Consider the following 20,888-nt stretch of genomic DNA (forward strand, 5'->3'; position numbering starts at 1 on the left):
TTTACCGCCTTTCGTCGTGGGTCGGTGGTTGTCTCGCGGACTAGAGCGTGGACAGCTCCGCCGCGCTGACCGACCGGGGTTCCGGCTCCCCCGTGAAGGCGAACCTCAGGCTGAGCAGTGAGCCGACCTTCCCGACGAGCGCGATCAGCGCGTCGTGGTCGGCGGCGATCCCGTAGACCCGAGCGAGTTCACGGGTGGCGACGCCGCCGTCCAGGGCCTGCCCCGGCTTGACGAAGAAGCGGCAGGTGTCCACGTCGGGCAGGGCGCGGACGGCGTCGGCGCCCTCGATGGCAACGACCTCGCAGGGTTCCTGCGGCGCGGGCGGGCGGATCTGGTAATGCACCCCCGCGACACGTGTGAGCCGGGGCGGCTCGAAGGTGCCCAGGGCGATGCGGGCACCGAGTGCGACCAGGTCGAGGCCCATCGAGCTGAGTGCCAGATCCTGAATGCCGCCGCCGAGGCGGCCGTTGACCTCGATCAGCCTCGGGCCCTGGGCGGTGAGCTTGATCTCGGTGTGGGTGAGGCCGTACCGCACGCCGAGAGCCCGGACCGCGCTCCTGGCCAGTGCGAACAGCTCCTCGTCCGCGGAGTCCCCCAGGTGCGAGGGCCAGAACCTGCCGGTCTCCCGGAAGGGGGGAGCCAGCGGCAGCTTCCCGGTCACTCCCAGGTCGTACAGCTCCCCCTCGTACACCGCGATCTCGACAGAGACGTAGTCGCCGTACGGGGCGCAGGGCCGGCCCTGCAGATATTCCTCCAGCACCAGCCCGCCGCCCGCGACGAGTCCCGGCTGGTCCAGCGCCAGCAGTTCACGCAGGTGCGCGAGGCCCGCCTCGGCCTCCTCCACGAGGAAGGTGTTGCCGCTGGCGACGCCGTGGACCGGTTTGAGCACCGCAGGCAGGCCCACCTGTGCCACAGCCGGTGCCCAGTCGGCCTCGGAGTGGACGAGCGCCGTGCGCACGGAGTCGACGCCGCCGGCGCGCAGCGCCGCACGCTGCTGCCACTTGTCGGTCAGCACCTCGGCGGTCGCGCGGGTGTGGTAGGGAAGCCCCAGTAGTTCGGCCAGGTGCGCGGTCAGGCGTTGCAGCGGCTCGCAGTAGGTGATGATGCCTTCCGGGGAGCGCTCACGCAGGCGCTCCGCCGTGGCCTCGACCGTGTCGATGACCACGACCTCCCCGAACGCGGCGAGCAGGGGGGCGACCTTCCGGGTGTAGTCGTTGGACGGGACCACGAAGACGCAGTCCGCCCAGTCCGCGAGCGGTACCGCCACCTCCGACGGTGGCGCCCCGTCGTCGTACACCACGATCAGTACCGGTTTGCGTTCAGTGCTCATGTGCCGCCCCCGTCCGGTGTCCGCGGCCGCAGGTCCGTCCAGACGACGGCTATACGGTCGAGACACTCCTGTCTGGTTCCGGAATATTCAGTCGGAATCCACCCTGCGGGGAGTTCCTTTGCCTTGGGCCATACCGAGTACTGCTCCTCAGAATTAACCACGATTACATGCGTCATCGATCCGTGTTTTCCGTTTCCTTTTCCCCATGACCGGATCGCAGGGCGGATTCCCAGTGGCCCGCCAGACCCTGGACCCCGGATTCGTCCAAGGCTGTCCGGCTGAACAGGAAGACCGTGGTGAGCTGCCCGTCATCGACACTGACCCGGACATCGAGCGGAGCCTCGCGGGGCAGGTCGGCGGGGCGCGCCTCCCCCGAGTTCAGACTCGTCGGTGCGCGGAGAAATCCCAATTGACCGAGCGAGTCCCCGACATTCACGAATCGCGTTTCGCCGAGGAAGTCAAAGACTACCTGAGGAGCGGGCAGGGAATCCAGCCTACGACGTATTTCGGCGTCGGGATGCCCATGCCGCAGCAATCCAAATGCCATTCCCTTGTCGGGTATCCGGGAGAGGTGTTCGGTCACCAGTTCCGCGTACGCCGTGCAGTCCCGCGTGCCCGGCAGGGAGAGCTGGACGGGATAGGCGGTACTGAAGTAGCCGACAGTGCCGGTGATGTCCAGGTCGGTGAAGAGGTCCTCCCGGCCGTGGCCGCCGAGTTGGAGCAGCAGTCGGCCCCCGGGGCGGCCGAGCCATGCCTGAACCGCGTGGCCCAGGGCGGCGACGAGGCGGTCGTGAACCGGGATCCGGTGTGCGCGCGGGTCGAGGAAGCGGCTGGTCCACTCCGCGTTCATCCGAGTGGTGATCACCCGGAGATCACCCTGTGTCCCGAGGTCGCCGGAGCACAGCGTGACATCCGTCGTCCAAGTGTCCTCCAGCCAGTGGCCGGCGTTCCAGCGCCCGGGGTCGCGGCGGACCTCGTCGGCGAGTCGGCGGGCCCAGTCGAAGAAGGACGTTCCCGCGGGGGGCAGCCTGTCGTGTCCCCCGTCCGCCAGCAGGGCGGACAGGTCCTCGGCCAGCACGTCCCAGGAGTACTGGTCCAGCAGGGCGTGGTGGGCGACGACCACCAGCTGGTCGAGGCCGTCGTCCCGGCGGAAGACGCCCACCCGGCACACCGGCCCGCGGGACAGGTCCAGTGAGGTGTGCAGCCGGGTGGCGAGGCGGTGGGTCTCCCGGTCCGCTTCCTGCCCGGCGAGCCCGGTCAGCTCGAAGACGGTGACCGGAGGGGGCTCGTCCACCCACCGCTGTCCGATCCCCCCGGCCGTGCGCTCGAAGCGGGCCGAGAGGACCTGGTGGCGCCGCGCCAGGTGCCTGACGCTCCGTTCGATGTCGGCGGTCGGTACCGGCACCGGCAGGGTGAACAGAACGGAACTGTTCCAATAGTCGGGTTGTGGCACCTCTCGCCGGAAGAAGTCGGCCTGAGCCGCGGTCAGGGGGTACGGCTCCCGGGCCCGGCGGCCGGTGCCACCGGGTACGGCGGCGGGTGGGCCGGGTACGGCGGTCCGGGTCTCGTCCGCGGCGCGCGCGACCCGGACGGCGGCGGCCACCGCCTCGACCGTGCGCAACTCCAGGACAAGCCTCGGCCGCAGGGTGATGCCTCGGCGTTTGGCCTCCTGAACGACCCTGATGCCCATGATCGAGTCGCCGCCGAGGGCATAGAAGTCGTCCCGGACACCGACCTCGGCCACGCCGAGCAGTTCTTCCCAGGTCGCGCAGAGCTCCCGTTCCAGCTCGTCGCGGGGGGCGAGGTACGGCTCGTCGCGGGTGTCGTGAGCCGCGGCCAGCGCGCTCAGCGCCCGGTGGTCCACCTTGCCGTTCTGGTTCGAGGGCAGTTCGTCCAGGACGAGGACGCGGTGAGGGACCATGTACGAGGGGAGGCTCGCGGCGAGGTGAGCGACGAGCGCGTCGCCATCGGGCCTGTCGTCGGCGGTGCCGGCGGCGAAGGCCACCAGCCGTTCCACACCGCCGTCCCTGATCAGTTCGACGGCGGCCATCGAGACCTCGGGGTGTGCCTCCAGGGCGTGCGAGATCTCACCCAGCTCCACGCGCCTGCCCCGCAGTTTGACCTGGGTGTCGGCCCGGCCCAAGCACTCCAGCACTCCGTCGGGGCGCCAGCGGCCGAGGTCTCCTGTGCGGTACATGCGCTGTCCGGGACGGACGGCGTACGGGTCGGGCAGGAACACCGAAGCGGTGAGTGCCGGTTCGCGGAAGTAGCCACGACCGACATTGGCGCCGCCGATGAAGATCTCTCCGACAACTCCGGGCGGGAGAGGCTGGAGATCGACGTCGAGGATGTAGATCCGGGCGTTCGGCAGGGGCCGTCCGATCGGCGCGTACAGGGTCCCCGGATCGGTGATCACCGACCCTTGGACCACGTCGTCGGTGCACTCCGCCGGGCCGTACGCATTGAAGAGCTCCACCTCGGGCACGGTCTCGTTCCAGCGCCGTGCGAGGTCGACGCCCAGGACTTCCCCGGTGGAGATCAGGCCGCGCAGGGTGCCGCGGACCGCCTTCCCCAACTCCGGGTCCACGGTCCACTGGTCGAGCAGTACCGCGATGAAGCTGGGCACCAGTTCGATGTACCGGTGGCCGTGGTCGACGATGAGCCGGGACACCGCCGCCGGGTCCCGGACCGTGTCCTCGTCGACCACGCAGACGCAAGCTCCGGCGGCCAGCGGAGCGAACATCTGCCACACCGAGATGTCGAAACTGACCGGAGCCGTTTGCGGTAGCTCCTCGCCCGGCTCCAGGGCGCAGTCCACAGCCCGTACCCGCAGGAAGTTGAGGAAGGAGTGGTGCTCCAGGGCGGCCCCCTTGGGGGCGCCGGTGGAGCCCGATGTGAAGATCACATAGGCCAGGTCGTGCGGATCGGGAGCGGGCCCCAGCAGCTCCGCGACGTTCCTCTCCGTGGGGAGCACGGTGCTGCTCCGCGCCGCACCGATCAGCTCGTCGAGATCCAGCCGGTACGCGGGGCCCGTGTCCTCGGGCAGCCGGGAGCCGTCCGTGGAGATCACGGCGAACGCGCCCTCCAGCATCCGCGCACGGCGGTCCGCCGGGAGAGAGCGCTCCACCGGGAGGTAGGCCGCCCCCGAGAACAGGACGCCGACGGCCGCCACGACGAACCGGGCGTCGCGGGGTGCAGACAGGGCCACCACGGTGTCGGGCCCCGCGCCCAGCCCGCGCAGCCGGGCACCGATCGCCGTGGCGCAGCGCACCAGTTCCGCGTAGGTGATCTCCTCGGCCGCGTCGTGCACGGCCACGTCACCCGGGCGGGCCGCAGCCGCGCGCAGCAGAAGTTCCCGGAAGGGCGTCCCGCCGCGGATGTCCCTGGTCTCGTTGAACGTGGTCAGCACGGTTTCCCGGGCCCGTTCGTCCAGGATCCCGATGTCGGTGATCCTCCGCTGAGGATCCCGAAGGCCCCGGCCGAGTACCTCGACGACACTATCGGCGATCACTTCCAGCAGGCCCGCGCCGACCGTGTCCCCGCTCGCCTCGATCCATCCCTCGCCGATCGTCACGGACAGGCCGGGCCTCTCAGGGCCGCTGTCGCCCGTGTGCCCGATCCGTACGAGAGCGGGATCGGCGCGGAGGTCCGCCGGCACCGCGTCGAGGGAGCCGACATGGGCACAGGCCTCGCCCACGGCACCTCTGAGCTGCCCGAGCAGTTCCCGGAACGTGTGACCGGCCCCGGTTCGCGCGACCACGGGCAGGCCGCCGGGCAGGGGCGCCGCCGTCTGGAGTGCGCACAGGTCGCCGGCGCCCAGCCGGCGGAGCACGAGCGCCGTGGCAGCGGCGACCGCGGTCCACATCAGCACGGGCTCCTCGCCCGTCACCTTCGCCAGCTGCGCCACCGTCGGCCCCGGGACGGCCCGGCGGACGCGGTGCGGCTCGCGTGCGGCGCCGAAGGGCAGGGCACCGCGCGTGCTCTCCAGGGCTTGCGCCAGGAGTCCCGCGCGTGCCTCCCAGAAGCCGCGACCGGCGTATTCACTGCTTGTGGTGTCCATTGCCTCTCACGATCTAGAAGTCGAAGTCCGGGAGGTCCGGTACGGAGCGGGGCGCGGGCCAGTCGTCCGCGAGCGCGTCCAGGCGCAGGGCCACACCCTCGCCGGCGATCCGGCCGAGCACCCCGGCGAACCGATCGAGCAGGGCCGATGCCGTTCCCGGGTCGAACCGCCCGGTGGCGTACTTGAGGACGAGCGCCAGGTCCCGGCCCCCGTCCAGCACCGTGAGTTCGAGCGGGAACTGTGCGCCGGACTGCCGCACGTCGAGGGGGTCGAGCAGCGCCCCTGTCCCACCCAGTCGGCGGGGTACCTGAGGCAGTTGGAAACCCAGCATGGTGGCCGCGAGAGGGCGGCCCGAGGGGTGTCGAGCCGTGCTCAGGATCCGGTCGGCCGGGAAGTCGCCGTGCGCGATGGCCCGGAGTGAACTCTCGCGGGCCTGGGCGAGGAGGTCGCCGAAGGTCTCACGGGGGTCGACGCGTATCCGCACCAGGACGGTGTTCGCGTAGCAGCCTATGACCTGCTCCTCGCCCGGCCCGCGGTTGGCGACGGGCATCGCCACGCACAGATCCGTGTCACCGCTGATCTGCCACAGCAGCGCCGCCCAGGCCGCGGTGAAGAGCATATTGAGCGAGGAGCGGTCCGCCGCGACCGTCTCCCTGAGCCGGACGGCCAGGTCGTCGCCGATCGCCAGGGTCACGTCCGCACCGCCCGGGTCGTCGCCCCGGGCGGTACCGTCGGCGCCCGGCAGGCTGCCGGGGACGGCTCCGTCCAGATAGCCCGCCCAGAATCGGCGCAGTTCCTCGCCCCGCTCACCGTCCAGCAGGGCCGACTGCGCCCGGACATGGTCGAGATAGTCGGCTCCGGGGACGGCGGACGGCGCTTCCGCACCGCACAACTGGGCCAGTGCCAGCCCCCAGGACCAGCCGTCGAAGAACAGATGGTGGAAGTTGAGGAGCAGCACTCGCTGCTCGCTGTCCCGGAAGCGGACCCGGACCAGGTGGAAGCGGTACGGGGGCTCGTCGTACAGGCGGAAGGGCTCGGCGATCAGCTCCCTGAGCCGGGTGCTGAGCAGATCCCGTCCCCGGGCGGCCGTCACCTCCGTGAGGTCCAGTTCCCGGCGCCGGAGCGGTCGCGGGTGGGCGGTCGGCGCGGTGACGTACTGCCGAGGTCCGTCGTCGGTGTCCCTCAGCACAGCACGGAGCATGCCGTGCCGGGCCACCAGCCCGCTGAGGGCGGTGTCCAGCCACTCCTCGTCGGCCTCACCGCGGAGCAGGAACGCGGCCGGAACGCTGTAGGAGTCCGACTCCGGGTCGAGGGCCACCGCGGTCCAGATCGCGGCCTGCTGCCCGGAGAGTCCCGCTTCCTGGCCGGACGGCGGGGAGGCGGCTTCCGGGCCGTTCGGGGCACCTTGGGCGGCGCTGTTCCGGGCAATGTCCGATGGGGTCGTCCCCAGGGCCTCGCCGATCCGCTCGGCGAGGGCCGCGAGGCCGTGGAGGTCGTACAGGTCCAGGACTTCGAGTGCGGTGCCGAAGCGCTTGTTGACACGTGCCACGAGAAGGGCTCCGCTCAGCGAGTCCCCGCCGCTCTCCAGGAAGTCGTCGTCCAGCGTCACCGGCTCGCCGAGCAGTTCCCGAGTTATCTCCAGAATCGTTTCCTCAATGGTCAGCGGCGTGTCGTCCAGCACTTCGCCCACCGGTTCAGCGGACTCTGCCGCCACCGGCGCGGTCTCGGGGACGCGGGCACGCAGCCGCGGCCAGCACGGCTGCTCGCGCAGCGGCGCGACGGGCACCCCGGCCCGCCGGGCGACAGGGCCGAGGCCCCTCCCCCAGTCGGGGGAGCGTCCCTGGAGATGGAGCAGCCGCAGCAACTCGTCGGCCGAGTCGCGGACCGTCACCACCCTCGATTCCGGTATCACCGCGCGCAGTTCCTGGGAGAGTTCCCCGCCCGGGCCGAGATCGACGAGTGTCGTCCGCGGGCCGAACCGGTCGAGGGCCACCAGCAGGCGGGCACGGTCCGGTGGTCCGTCCGCGGCCCCGTCTGCGGCCATGGCTTCCGCCAGGCCAATCAGCCCGGCACCGAGCCGGTGGGCAACCGCCCCCGCTCCATGGGCCAGCACCGGATCGCCACTCACGCCGAAGGCGTCGAGGACGGCGTGACGGCCTGCGAGTGCCACGAGGGCACGCTGCCCGGCGGACCACAGACGGCGGGGGGTCAGCGCCTGAGCCCGTTCCACCAGATCCGCGACGACGGTGTGCGCCGCGGCGAGCCGGTCCAGCTCGGCGTCCGTCACGGGCGACTCGCCCAAGGCGACGAGCAGCGGAGTGGGCGGCAGGGCTCGGTCGGCGTCCTCGGCGAGCGCGGTGCGCAACTGTACGGCGAGGTCCGCGGAGTCACGGGCGATCCAGGCGGCGCGGTGCGCGAACGGTTCACGCCCCACAGCCAGCACGTCCGCGATCGCGTCGAGGCCGACCGCCCCGGAGGTGACGGCGGTGAGCAGCTCCCCGGTCAGCTCCCGCAGCCCGGCGCGGTCGGGTGCCGATGCCACCACGAGCCGTCCCCGGCCGGTGGCGTCCACGGGGGGTGCCTGAGGCGGCCCCTCCTCGACGATCACGTGGGCGTTGGTCCCGCTGAGCCCGAAGGAGCTGATCCCGGCCCGGCGGGGACCGTGCGCACCGGACCACTCCTCGGCCGCGGCGGCGACGTGCAAGGGCACACCGGCCAGATCGATCAGCGGGTTGAGGCGGGTGAAGTTGGCGGTGGGGAAGACGTGCCCGGCCCGGAACTGCGCGATGACTCGGATGAGTCCGGCGAATCCTGCCATGGCGTCCAGATGACCGAAGTTGGCCTTGACCGAGGAGACAGGCCTGCTGCCGCCGCCGGCCGGGAGACTCCCGTACGTCTCGGCCAGTGCCTGCATCTCGATCGGGTCGCCCACCCGGGTACCCGTCCCGTGGGCCTCCACGTATCCGACGGTCGCCGGGTCGACATCCGCGTCCCTCAGCGCGGCCCTGATCACATCCGCCTGGGCCGGCGGGCTGGGCGCGGTGAGGCCGTTGCTCCTGCCCGCGTCCTGGTTGAGCGCGCTGCCCCGGATCACCGCATGGATGGTGTCCCCGTCGCGCAGCGCCGCGTCGAGCCGCTTGAGCAGAACAAATCCGCCGCCCTCGCCGATGACCGTGCCGTCGGCGTCCGCGTCGAACGAGAGGCAGCGCCCGCTGGGCGAGTTGACGCCCAGGCCCTCACCCGCGACCGGTGCGGCCGGGATGTCCCCCAGCATGGCGGCGTACCCGCCGACGAGCGCCAGTTCACTCTCGGAGCGTGCCAGCTTCCAGCGCGCTTCGTGCAGCGCGACCAGGAACGATGAGCACGCGGTGTCGACGACGAACGCGGGACCGCGCAGGTCGAGGTGGTAGGAGACGCGGCCCGCCGCGTAGGCGGGCAGGCTGCCGGCGAACGCCCGGCCCGTGTTCCGCTCCTCGTCCGTCAGTAGGTGCAGCAGACTCGGCAGGATCCCGCAGTAGCCGGCGACGACGACCGCGACGTTCCGGCCGCGCAGTTCTTTCGGCGCGTAGCCGGCCCTGCCAATGGCGTCCACCGCGAGGGTCAGCGTCCGCCGCTGGCGCGGATCGATGAGTCCGGCTTCGGCACGGGAGAGTGCGAAGTACTCGTGGTCGAAGTCGCCGATGCGCTCCTGCCAGCACCCCCGGGCGTCCCGCTCACCGCGGACCAGGCCCAGTTGCTCCGCCCGGGACGACGGGTACGCGGAGACCCGGTCGCGGCCCTCGCTCAGCACGCGTTCCAGCTCCTCCCAGCGGGAACAGCCGGGCAGTTCGAAGGAGACGCCGATGACGGCGACGTCCGTGTCCCGTACGGTCACAGCTCGATCACCTCGGTCGAAGGAGATACGGACGCGGCCGGTCCGCCGAGTGCCCGCGCGAGCTCCGCGACCGTCGGATGGGCATAGAGCTGGGCGATGCCGAACTCCGGGTAGTGACGGCGCAGCCGCCCGTAGACGCCCAGTGCCTTGAAGGAGGTGCCTCCGAGGTCGGCGAACCGCTCGTGCCGGCCGACGTGGTCCCGGCCGAGGACCTCGCGCCAGATCTGCGCCACGGTCTCCTCGACCGCACCGACCGGGCCCTCCGCCGAGGGCTTCTGCGGCACCTGCGAGGCCGCGAGGGCGCGCAGGGCTGCGAAGTCGGCCTTCCCGTTCATGTTGACGGGGATCCGGGGAACGGGGTGGATACGACTCGGGATCAGCGCCGCCGGCAGCCGCTCGGTGAGCCATGCCACGATCTCGGCCCGTTCGGCGCCGCCCACGACATACGCGGCCATCTCCATCGGCGCGTCCTCGGCCGACCGCTCGCCCGTGACGACGGCGAGCCGCACCCCGGGCACGGTCAGCAGGGCGGTCTCCACCTCACCCGGCTCGACGCGGTTGCCCCGGATCTTCAGCTGACCGTCCACCCGGCCGAGGAAGTCAAAGCATCCGTCCTCGGCCCGGACGACGAGGTCGTCGGTGCGGTAGAGGCGCTCGCCACCCACGGTGACGAACTTCGCGGCGGTGGTTTCGGCGTCCCCCCGATAACCGCGCGCCAGGCACTCGCCGCCCAGGTAGAGCACACCGGGCACACCGTCCGCGACAGGGACACAGGCGTCGTCCAGCACTCGGGCCACGACGCCCGGCAGGGCGTGTCCCACGGGTACGCGCTCGCCGCCGGTGTCGGCGGCGACCACTCGGTGCACGGTGGCGGCGATCGTCGCCTCGGCCGGCCCGTAGCCGTTGTGGATCTCGATGCCGGGCGAGGCGTCGAGGACGGCGGCGGCCAGCCGGGGCGGCAGCGGCTCCCCGATGAGGACGAGCAGCCGCCCCGGCAGCAGCCCGGAGATCCGGCCCTCGCTCGCCAGGGCCTCCAGGAGTGAGGGGGTGCAGGTCAGCGCCGAGACCGGGTGGGCGCGCAGTTCCGCGGCGAGCAGCTCCGGGTCGAGCGTGGTGGCGCGGTCGTAGACGTCCAGGCGCGCCCCGGACAACAGGGCGCCGTAGACGGACGCCTTGCCGATGTCGGCGGCGAAGGTCGTCGTCACCCCGAAGCTGTCCAGCGGCTCGACGGCGGCGGTCACCTTCCGGAATCCAGCACAGAAATTCAGCAAGGCGCGCTGGGTGACCTCGACCGTCTTCGGCACACCGGTCGACCCGGAGGTGAACACCGCGTAGGCGAGGTCGTCGTGGTGCGTGCGGTCGTCGACCCGGTACGGAGCGGCCGGGTGTCCGTCGCTCAGCGAGGCGACCGCATACGGCCCCTCGGGCACACGGCCCTGATGGGCGCCGTCGGTCAGTACGGCCCGGGGGCCGACGCTCTCCAGCAGGGCCGCGATCCGGGCGTCGGGGTCGGTCGGTTCCAGGTGGACGTATGCCGCGCCCACGGCCCAAGCGGCGAGGACGGCGACCGCGCACCGGTGCGATCGGTCCAGCACGGTGGCCACGACATCGCCGCGTCCCACTCCCCGCTCCCGCAGCCACGCGGCGACACTTCCGGCGCTGTCCGCGAGTTCGGCGTAGGTCAGGACCGTCGATCCGTACCGCACCGCCGGACGGTGCGGCTTTTCGGCGGCCACCTGCGCGAACACATGTGCCGCCGTCCGCGCGGGATCCCGCGTCTGCGAGTCGATCACGATGAGTACCCCTCCAGTGCGAGGTTCGGGAAGTGGTATGACATGACGGTGCCGGGGCGCCCGGGGCCCCCGCGCGGCGCTGCGGGTGTCAGCACGCGTCCGCCGGGACGGGCTCCGCGGGCGGCGGGCCCGTCTCGGGCTCCCGCACCACGGTCACCACGACATCGGCCATGGCCAGCAGATCGGGATTGTGGGAGACCACGATCCAGGCACCGGGCCACTGCGCGGGAAGGGTCTCCCAGATCAGGCGGGCCGTCGGGGCGTCGAGGGACGAGTCGCAGTCGTCGACCACGTACACCTGCGCGGGTCGGCAGAGCATCCGCGCGAGGGCGAGGCGCTGACGCTGTCCGCCGGAGATCTGGCGGGCCTCGCCCGAGTCCAGCAGGGTGTCCAGTCCCGCCGGGAGCCCGCTCGATCCCGGTGCCAGCCGCACCGCCGCCAGCGCTCTCTCCATCTGTTCCGTGGTCACATCGGATGAGCCGAGAGCCAGATTCTCGCTCACCGTCCCGCGCAGGAACCGGGGTGACTGGCGCGCGTATCCGACCCGCGGGGCACGGAAATACGCCGCGTCGCCCGCGATTTCCCTCCCGTTCCAGCGGACGCTGCCGCGGACATCGGTGCCGAGGCCCAGCAGGCCCCGTACGAGGGTACTCTTCCCCGATCCCACCTCGCCGGTGATGGCGACGAGCTGTCCCGGGCGGACCGTAAACGAGACCGGCGGGGACGCGGTGGTACCGGGACCCGGGGCCCGGGTGAGGCCGGTGACCTTCAGCTCGGTCAACGGCTCGGCCGCGGCAGCCGGCATCCCTGCCGCCGCAGCCGTACCGACCAGTCCGGACAACCTACCGTACGAGACTCTGCCGCTCTGCACCCGGGCGAGGATGTAGCCGAAGAAGAACATCTGCTCGCCGAGCCAGGCGATGTAGGTGAGGAATAGCACCAGCTTGCCGATGCTGAACTCACCGTTCGCGATACGCACGCTGACGATCAGCAGCACGGCGGCCGTGCCGACCATGACCGTGATGCGGAACAGGTCCGATGTCAGATCGGCGTAGATCTGATGGCGTACCTGCGTCGCACGCCGCGCGGCGAATCGCCGGTCGAGTGCCCGCAGCCGTCCTTCGACGGTGTCGGAGAGGCGCACATCGCGTATACCGGTGAGTACGTCGGTAACGGTCGCGGAGATCTCGCCCTGCTGCGCCCGGATGTCCTCACGGAGTGCGCCGACCCGGCGCTTGAGATGGACCGACGCCCACAGGCCACCGAGCAGCAGGACCAGCGGCAGGGTCATGACCGGGTCAGTGCTGACGAGGACGGCAATGGCGGCCACGAGCAGCACCGAGCGGTAGATCAGGTCAGTGCTCCACTCCAGCAGCCCGCCGATCTCGTCGGTGTCCTCCCGGAGCCGGTTGAGGATGTCGCCGTCGCCGCGTGCGGTCGAGCGCCAGGAGGGCGTCCGCAACACCTGCCCGAGCACCTGGACCTTGATCCAGGAACTGATGCGGAAGATCAGGGTGAAGGTCAGCCGGAGACCGCCCATCAGAACGGCCGCGCGCAGCACCATCAGGCCGACCGTCAGCCCGAGCAGCCACCACACGGTGCTGTCCACGGCCTCGTCCGCCCCGTCGATGAGGCGGGCCGTCACCAGACCGATGATCAGGGGAAGTCCGTGAATCACCGTCCAGATGCCCATGGCGGAGAGATAGAGGCCCCTGAATCTGCCACTCACCCGGTTGAGGAAGGCCCAGAACGTGTCCCGCCCGAGCCCGTCGTCCATGCGGCTCATGAGGCGGCTCCCGCACCGTCGAGGTCGCCCTTCAGAAGGCCTGAAACCGGCTCGGCCACCCGGCCGTCCCGCAGGACCAGCACGCCGTCGACGTCGCGCAGGGTCTCGGTACGGTGCGCCACCATGATCACTGTGCGGTCCCGCATCAGTGTGCCGACCACGGCCGCCCAGCTGCGCTCCGCCTCCGGGTCGAGGCGGGACGTTCCCTCGTCGATCACCAGGACCCCTCCGGGGTGAACCAGGGCACGGGCACCGGTCACCAGCTGTGCCTCTCCTTCGGACAGTTGCCGCCCACCCGTGCCCACCCGGGTGTCCAGGCCTTCTGGCAGCGCACGGACCCAGTCAGCGGCACCGAGCCGCTCCAGGACCTCCCAGATCCTTTCCGTGGGGATCCCTTCCTTGTGGAGCGTGATGTTGTCCCGCAGCGAGTCGGCGAAGAGGTGCGCCTGCTGGCTGAGGACGGTGAGCTGGTGGGCCAGTTGTTCCGGGGGGATGGCCGCGGCGTCGACCCCGCCGATGGTGACCCGGCCCTCGTCGGGTGCGGCGATTCCGCACAGGAGGTTGACGACCGTGCTCTTTCCCGCGCCGGTGGGCCCGACGATGCCGAGGCTGCCGCCGGCCGGGACACTGAAGGTGACGTCGCGCAGTACGGGCTCGTCCCCGTAGCCGAAGGTGACCTTCTCGAAGGAGACCGTCTGCGGGCCGGTCGGCGGTTCCCCTGCGGGGGCACCGGCATGGGCAGGGACGGTGCCCTCCCGGTCGAGTGTGCGCGCCGACAGGGTGAGGACGGCCATCATCCGCTGAAGCTGCTCCGCCTGTGAAGAGATCTTCTCCAAGGGCTCCTGGAGAAGGTTGACATAGAGGTAGAGCATGGTGAGGGTCCCGACGGTGACGTCTCCATGCCCCAGCGCCCGCAGCCCGAAGCCCAGGGCGAGTCCCAGGCTGAGCGCGAAGAAGAGCTGGGCGAGCGGCCAGAGCGACCGGCCCGCCATATAGGCACGGCCCTCCACACGGAAGAGCGAGTCCAGCCGCAGCCGTGTCGCATCGGTGGCCCACTCGGCCCGGTCGAGCGGCAGCAGATCATCCCGGGCGGCCAGACCGTCTCCGACGAAGCCGAAGAACTCGGCCTGCTCCTGCCGGGCCGCCCCGAATCTGCGGGTGGCCCGGCGGGTGAGCCGCGCGAAGGCGAAGAACATCACCGCGGTGAGGAGGGTGATGCCCGTCCCTGCGGCGGGAACCACCACCACCATGACGGCGAGGATGCCCACGGCCGTCACCACATTGGCGACCATCCGGAAACCGGCCTCGGCGAAGGCGGTGCCGACGATGTCGGAGTTCCCGTCGATCTCCTCCAGCACGGCGCCGGTCTGACGGCCTTCCGTCTCCAGCACAGGACGCTCGACCGCGGCATTGCGCAGCAGCCGCCTGCGCAGTCCGTCTGCGATGCTCCACCCGGCCCGCGCGGCGAGGTAGCCCGATATCACCCGTACGGTGGTACCGGCGGCGGCCACTGCGAGATAAATGAGCGCCACTGCCATGAGGGCGGACTCGTCCGCCCCCGCTCCGGCGCGGTCGACGAAGCGCTGGATCAGCAGCGGTCCGGCCAGTGTGGCCGCTACCCCCGCGAGCGCGGCGAGGAGCGCCACCACCGAGGCGGCACGCACCGGACGCAGCTGCTGGAGCAACAGGCGTCCCCCGGTCAGGGGGGACTCGTCTTTCATCAGGGGAGGCCTCTTTCGCGGAGGTGATTCGTCAGACATCGGCGGGGAGCGGCGCGCCGAGGGAGGTCACGGCCTCTTCCAGTGCGGCGACCGTGGGATGCAGCCGTACGTCGACCGCGTCGAACACGCCCGGACACTGCGCCATCAGCGCCTTCTTCAACCGCACCGCGAGCAGCAGGGGGTTGTCGGCGAGCGCTGCCAAGTTCTCGTCGTCCTGCACGGGGCGGCCGACGGCCGTGGCCGCCGCGCTCCGGATCCGCTCGCGCAGACCGCCCCGGGTCACGGCCCCGGCAGCAGGGTCGGGCGTCCGCAACTCGTCGTCGATCCGGCGCATCCGCCCCAGGTCGGGCTTGCCCGTCGCGGTCGTGGGGAACTCGCGCACCACGATGAACCGCGTCGGCGCGGCCTTCGCGCCGAGCACCCGGGTGATACCTGTGCGCCAGGCCGCCGCCTGTGCGGGGGCGGCGAGCGCGTGGCCGGCAGCGGTCGGCACGGGATCCGGCCCGTGTCGCCGGTCCGGCTGGACGAGGGCCACGAGCTGGACATGGCCGGCGGCCACCCGGACGTCGACCACCTTGCACCGGCTCACCCCCGGCTGGGCCGAGAGAATCGCCTCGATCTCGTCGAGATTGACACGGACTCCCCGGACCTTGATCTGTGCGTCGCGGCGCCCCAGATAGCGAAGCGTGCCGTCGGGGCCCACCCGGCCGAAGTCCCCTGTGTGGTAGACGTTCTCGCTGCCGTCTGCCCCGCGCCCGCCGGTGCTGTCACCGTCGTCGCCACCCTGTGTCGGCCGGAAGCGTTCCGCGGTCAGCGCCGGGTCGCCGACGTACCCGTCGGCGAGGAAGCGGCCGACGATGCCGATCTCGCCGACGGCCCCCCGGGGTACCGGGCGCCCCCGCGGGTCCATCAGCAGGATTCTCCGTCCGGTGATCGGGTGTCCGACGGGCACTCGCCGGTTCGCGGGATGGCCCACGGGTATCTCGTACCGCGTGGCCAGCACGCACTCGGTCGGCCCGAACATGTTGTGCAGGCGGGCGGACGGGAACACGGCCCGCATGCGGGACACCAGGGCGGGCGGGAACACCTCGCCCGCCACGATGACGTTCGCCACAGCGGGCAGAACGGACCCTCGGGCCTCCAGCGCCGCGACCAAGTACTCGATGAAGCTCGGAATCCCCTGGAAGAAGGTGACGTCCGACGCGGCCATCCAGGCGGCGACGGCCCGCGGGTCACGGCGCTCGCCCGGCGGAGGCACACACAGGGTGGCGCCGTAGCAAAGGGCGCCGAAGACCTCCATGTAACAGGCGTCGAAGACCGGAGCGGACCACATGGCGACCCGTGAGCCCGGGCCCAGGCCGAGCTGGTCCCGCTGCCAGGCGATGAACTGCGCGAAGCTGCGGCGGGACTGCACGACCCCCTTCGGGGCGCCCGTCGTTCCCGAGGTGAAGGCGATGTACGCGGCCGACGAGTCCGCCGCGCGGGGAGCGGGCGGGGCGGTATGGCCGTCCGTCCCGGCTGTGCGGCTCCCCCTGATGGCTGCGGGCTCCGTCCCCTCCGCCTCGGTCCGGGCGACCATGTACAGCCCGGTGGCGGCCCCGAGGGCGGCCGCGTAGGCACGCGACGACCCGTCGTGGAGCAGGACCTCGCAGCCCGCGGCCGCCACCAGCGCGGTGTTCCGGCTGTGCGGCGCGTCGGGGTCGAGCATCACGAAGCAGCGGTCCGCGAACTGACAGGCCACCATCGCGAGCGCGGCACCCTCGCTGTCGGAGGCGAGCACGGCGACCGGGCCGCCCCGCCCGGCACGTTCGAGCCGTGCCGCGAGCGAGTCGGCCAAGGCGCTCAGCTCCCGGTAGCTCAGCGCGGAGCCGTCGGCCCCGAGGAGCGCCACCGCGTCGGGGGTGGCGACGGCCCAGGAACGCACCAGATCGCCCGGCATGAGGAGGTCACCGGGGCCGGGGTCGGACGCCTGCCCCGGCAACTGTCCGATGGCGTCTTCCCACGACGGCCTCGTCACTTCCACGACCGGCCGGTCCGGCTCGGCCAGCAGGGCGTCGAGAACGTCGAGAACGTGGTCGGCGAGCTGCCCGGCGGTCGACCGCTCGTACATCTGCTCCGCGTAGCGGACCGTCAGCTCTCCGCTTCCGCCGGTCAGACCGAACACGAGATGGAGCTCCCCGGCCTCGGGCGCCGCGGACGCACCGGCCTCGCCGCGGTACACGGAGACGGCGCAGGGAAGGCGCTCCGTACCGCCCGGCGCCCTCGGTGCCGGTTCCGGGCCCGGTCGCATCCGGTTCGCGACACGCGCGGTGAGGGTCCGCAGGGTTTCCTCTTCCCGGAGTTCCACGGAGAGTTCGACGGGTGCCCCACCCATCTCCGGCAACTCCGAGCCGCCGTACCGCGCACCGACTCGGAGGGTCCGGTTCCCGGAGAAGTCCGCCAAGGCCACGAGCGCGCCGGCGATCAGCACCGGGGGCACCGGGGCCGAGACGGGCGGCACGCCGGAGGCAACCGGCCCGACGTGCGCCCCGCGCAAGGGGCGGCCAACCGATCCGAATGATTCCCCGACCCCGGGAAGGAGCATGAGATCACCGACTATTGATGTCGGCTCACAGGTCTCGACAGGGTTTTCCATTGAAGAAATCCACTCCTTTGCATGCGCCCAAGAGAGGATATTCAACAATCATCGTGTGATTTTTCTTTTCTCCTGTGAGGCAGAACGAGAGTCTAGGCCGAAAAACGATCAACACCCGCACGATGCCAGGTGATCTGAATCACAGGATCGATGTGTTTCACGAGCACGTCGCGCCGACCGACCCGTCACCGGACATCAGAAATGCGTCCGCACGGACCCAATCGACCATGTGACCTCTCAATGCGGAAGCATGCCCCCATCCCCGGAAGATCGGACAGTATGGATTATTCCCAGCGAGCTGGTACCTGGCGTGGCACTCGCACCATAACCACCTCTTCCGGAGGACGACCCACGCCAGACGGGTTCAGCGCAACTGCGCAGAACGACACTCCGCCCTCTTCGCAGATGCCGAGGCACATAGCTCTTCCACCCACCCCTCGGCACCGCCCCTTCCCGTTGCCTCACGACGGAGTCATAGATTTCGGCCACATATCACAGTCCACTGCCTCCGCCGGATTTACGGAAATATTCGACGGGTGCGATCGAGCGGACTTTCGCCACTGGATATTTCCCGGAACCCGCTAGAGATCTTCAATGGCCGAGGTTACGGTGGTCGGAAGTTGAGGCCGGTTTTGGTGATGAGGCCGTCGATGAAGCTGGGACGGTACTGCAGCCGCCTGAGCCGGGTCTTCACCAATGTGGTGAGCTGATCGAGGCTGTGCTTGGTGAGGTTGGCCAGAGATCTTTTCAGGTGTGACCACACGCCCTCGACGGATTGAGCTCGGGAGCGCAGGGCGGCAGCTGGTAGACGGTCAACCATGGCCGGGTGTCGATCAGCTGCCGCATGGTGCGGCTGACGTGCGTGTTCAAGTTGTCGCAGACCAGGACGATGGGACCGCCGAGCTGCTGGTGCGCGGCATCCAGCAGGCGAGCGTAGCCGGTCTCGGTGAAGCCCTTGCGCCGGTTTTTGGCGGGGCCACGGCCGAGGTGGACGCGGTAGAGCAGCCGGGAGCGTTGACCGGGTCTGGTGCAGATCAGCGCCGCCACGGAGACGCGTTTGGTGCCCGCGGCGGTAACCCGCACGACGGGTGTGCGGCCTCGCCGACCCCAGGTACGGCCTTTGGGCGGCCTCAGCCCTTGGCCTGCTTCGTCCTCGAAGCAGAGCCAGGCGCCCAGGTCCGCCGCCGTCTTTTTATGACGGGCCACTGCTCGTCCCTCCAGACGGCGATCCTCGCCTCGTCGCGCTCGGTTGCCTTACGAGAAGGAACCTGCACACTCCAGCCGATGCGGTGCAGCAGCAGGTCCAGCCCGGCCAGGGTGTACGCCACGCCGAACCGGCGCCGCACGACCTCGGCGATCCTCGCCGGAGTCCAGCACTGGTCGCTCCAGCCCTCCGCAGCCGGACCAGCATCCAGCACCGCCCAGGAGACGCAGTTAACCCGCGTCAAGCTTGCAGCGGGCACCGCCTGGCCTTTTGGAGACCAGTGTCTGCCGACCACCCGCAGCCAACGCGCGCCGCCAGCGGTTCGCCGACATCCGCGTCGCTCTGAATCGCCGGGCCACCTCCCCGTCACTGACCCCCGCCTCGATCAGATCAGCAGCCGCCAACCGGACCCGCTCGCGCCGAGCCCGCTCCTCAGCCGTCAGCCCTCCACCATCGGGATACCTCATCCCTACGGCATAGCGCCGGCCCACCCCAACCGTCACGACCCCACGTAACCCAAACCCTTAAAGATCTCTAGTACTCGAAACCCGCCAGTAATGGTCAGGGGTTGGGATCGGTGGGCGGAGGTGAGGGTGCCCTCGTTCTTCGTGATTCCGTCGATGGTTCGGTAAGTGCCGAACTGTCCGGCCGGTAGCGTGCGGAGCCCTGGTGCGGGAGATGCCCGCGTTGGTAGGCACCGGAGGCGACCCGATGTCGGAGACAGACCTGAAGCAGCAACTCGTCGAGCGATTCCGCGAGGTCAACGGCGCCCATCCGATGACCGATGCCGATGACGCATATGTCAGCGCACAGTTCGTTGTTCTGGAGGAACTGTGCGCAGCCCATGGCCGTGATGCCGATGCGGTCCGCCAGATGATGCTGGGGCAGTGTCTGCCGCTTCCGGGGTATCTGCGCTCCGACGGTGCGGAGATGGTGCCGGCCGACCTGTTCGCTCTTGCCGACGAGGCTGGCGGCGTAGAACGGCTCGAAGCGTGGTTCACCGCTCACTGGGCCGACCCGGTCACCGGGAGGGCGGAGTGGAATGCGTATCTCAGTGGACAGTACGTGTGTCTGCACTCGGTGACCCCGGCCGCCATTCAGCGCAAGGATTACCTGACGACTGCGATCAGCGCCGCAGCGAACGAGCCGGATGCCGGTTCAGCACAGTGGTCGGAGCGGCTGCACGCGTCGGTCGACGAACTGGACACGCTGGAACCCGCGTTCACCGCCTACGACCGTCTTCGGTTTGACGGGCCCACGTCCCGGGACACCTGTATCGACGCCGTGCGCGCCCGCTTCCCGCACCCGTGACCCGGAGCCATGGCTTGCGTTCTGCGGATCGGTTGCCATCGCTCATGCCGCGCGGACTTCGGGATGTTCGGCGAGGTTGCCACGTTCGAAGCGGGCTCCGGCACGGACGAGGGTGACGAGGTGGGGCACGTTCACGGCCCGCCACCCCGTTGGGCGGACTCGACGACGAGCTTCGCGCCAGACAGGGAGAATCCACCGGATTCCGCGGGGAAACCCCACAGAGATCACTCGCTCGGATGATCCCTGCGGGGGTCTCCGGGTATGGAGCGTCCCAGACCGTTATGCCTTGAGGACGGTCAGGGCGGTGAGAAGGGCGGTGTTGGCGGTGGTGTCGTGGCTGAGGGTGATGCCGTGCCAGGGCAAGGCGGACGAGGTGGGCACGGTGAGCGGTGCCGTGGTCCGGGGCGGGGAGGAGGCCGAAAACGTCCGGATAGCGGTCCTCGGTGCCCTCGGTGAAGAAGTCGGCAGCGGTCAGCTCGTGGCCGTCACCGACGACGGCCGGTGCGGCACCGGGGCTGATGCGGGGGGGGGAAGAGGACACGGGCGGCCCGGCCCTCGGTGGCCAGGGACGTCCCGAGCCAGGTTTCGAGCCGGTCGGGGAAGAACTGGGCCTTGAGTTCCCTGCCCTTCTCGCTGAACAGCGGGGCACGGGAGCCCTCTGCGAGGGCAGTGGTGAGGCGCTCCGTGCTGGGTCGGGTGCAGGCGCTGGCCGGACAGGGTCCGCTCGCGAACTCCGTCGGAGAGACCGAGCGCGTCCAGCAGACGAGGCCGATCGCGGCCGCCGCTGGCCACGGCGGGACCCGCGGTGTGCCGTCCTGGGGGTCGGGGCGGATGAAGACGCGGTCGTTGACCAGCAGCGACCAGCCCGCGCACCAGCAACACCGGTGATGCTCTTCCCCGCGCCCCTCCTCCCCCGAGCGTGAGAACCGTGTCCCCGTCCCTGTCGGCGGCGGAGGCGTGCAGGATCTGCCACCCGTCGGCCAAGAGCCAGCCGCGCAGGAGTTCACAGGCCAGACGGGCCGCGGCGGTCGCGACCGGGGTGCCCTGGTCCCCGGCGACCCGCAGGCGCCTGGTGGCGGGTCCGTAGCGGAAGGCGAGGTGCTGCCCCGGCTGGGCGGCGATCACGGTGCCGTCCACCTCACGCCGGTGCGCCAGCGCCGACCCCGCGTACAGG

Annotated in this window: 9 protein-coding genes and 1 pseudogene; 1 reads left to right on the forward strand and 9 read right to left on the reverse strand. The window is 70.7% G+C overall.

Going from position 1 to position 20,888, the window contains the following annotated elements; all coding sequences use genetic code 11:
• Window positions 1-40 precede the first annotated feature (40 nt).
• The 9 genes and pseudogenes from CRV15_RS29590 to CRV15_RS37980 form a co-directional block, all read right to left on the reverse strand.
• Window positions 41-1,330, reverse strand: coding sequence for an ATP-grasp domain-containing protein (locus tag CRV15_RS29590; RefSeq protein WP_009999032.1), 1,290 nt, complete (start codon window positions 1,328-1,330; stop codon window positions 41-43).
• Window positions 1,327-1,506 (reverse strand): MbtH family protein, encoded by a 180-nt coding sequence (locus CRV15_RS29595; protein WP_009999033.1) that lies wholly within the window; start codon window positions 1,504-1,506, stop codon window positions 1,327-1,329. Before CRV15_RS29595 ends, CRV15_RS29590 begins: the two co-directional genes overlap by 4 nt.
• A complete protein-coding gene (locus CRV15_RS29600) occupies window positions 1,503-5,390 on the reverse strand; it encodes a non-ribosomal peptide synthetase (protein WP_003954582.1) in 3,888 nt (1,295 codons plus the stop codon). Before CRV15_RS29600 ends, CRV15_RS29595 begins: the two co-directional genes overlap by 4 nt.
• 13 nt (window positions 5,391-5,403) lie before the next feature.
• Complete coding sequence (locus CRV15_RS29605; protein ID WP_003963018.1) at window positions 5,404-9,264, reverse strand: condensation domain-containing protein; 3,861 nt, start codon at window positions 9,262-9,264, stop codon at window positions 5,404-5,406.
• Window positions 9,261-11,057, reverse strand: coding sequence for a non-ribosomal peptide synthetase (locus CRV15_RS29610; protein ID WP_003963019.1), 1,797 nt, complete (start codon window positions 11,055-11,057; stop codon window positions 9,261-9,263). The genes CRV15_RS29605 and CRV15_RS29610 overlap by 4 nt, the downstream gene beginning before the upstream one ends.
• Window positions 11,058-11,145: 88 nt before the next feature.
• The gene (locus tag CRV15_RS29615; protein ID WP_003954584.1) at window positions 11,146-12,843 is read right to left on the reverse strand and encodes an ATP-binding cassette domain-containing protein; all 1,698 of its coding nucleotides are present in this window, start codon (window positions 12,841-12,843) and stop codon (window positions 11,146-11,148) included.
• Window positions 12,840-14,564: an ABC transporter ATP-binding protein gene (locus CRV15_RS29620; protein ID WP_009999035.1), complete on the reverse strand. Its 1,725-nt coding sequence runs from the start codon at window positions 14,562-14,564 to the stop codon at window positions 12,840-12,842. Before CRV15_RS29620 ends, CRV15_RS29615 begins: the two co-directional genes overlap by 4 nt.
• 31 nt (window positions 14,565-14,595) lie before the next feature.
• Window positions 14,596-16,938 (reverse strand): amino acid adenylation domain-containing protein, encoded by a 2,343-nt coding sequence (locus CRV15_RS29625; RefSeq protein ID WP_157849249.1) that lies wholly within the window; start codon window positions 16,936-16,938, stop codon window positions 14,596-14,598.
• Between the two features lie 865 nt (window positions 16,939-17,803).
• Window positions 17,804-18,870 (reverse strand): annotated as a pseudogene (locus CRV15_RS37980) (IS630 family transposase).
• A 244-nt stretch (window positions 18,871-19,114) separates the two neighbouring features.
• Between CRV15_RS37980 and CRV15_RS29640 the strand changes: the two are divergent.
• Window positions 19,115-19,714 (forward strand): DUF6058 family natural product biosynthesis protein, encoded by a 600-nt coding sequence (locus CRV15_RS29640; protein WP_029183231.1) that lies wholly within the window; start codon window positions 19,115-19,117, stop codon window positions 19,712-19,714.
• Window positions 19,715-20,888: the final 1,174 nt, after the last annotated feature.

It is taken from the genome of Streptomyces clavuligerus, assembly GCF_005519465.1.
Taxonomy (GTDB): domain Bacteria; phylum Actinomycetota; class Actinomycetes; order Streptomycetales; family Streptomycetaceae; genus Streptomyces; species Streptomyces clavuligerus.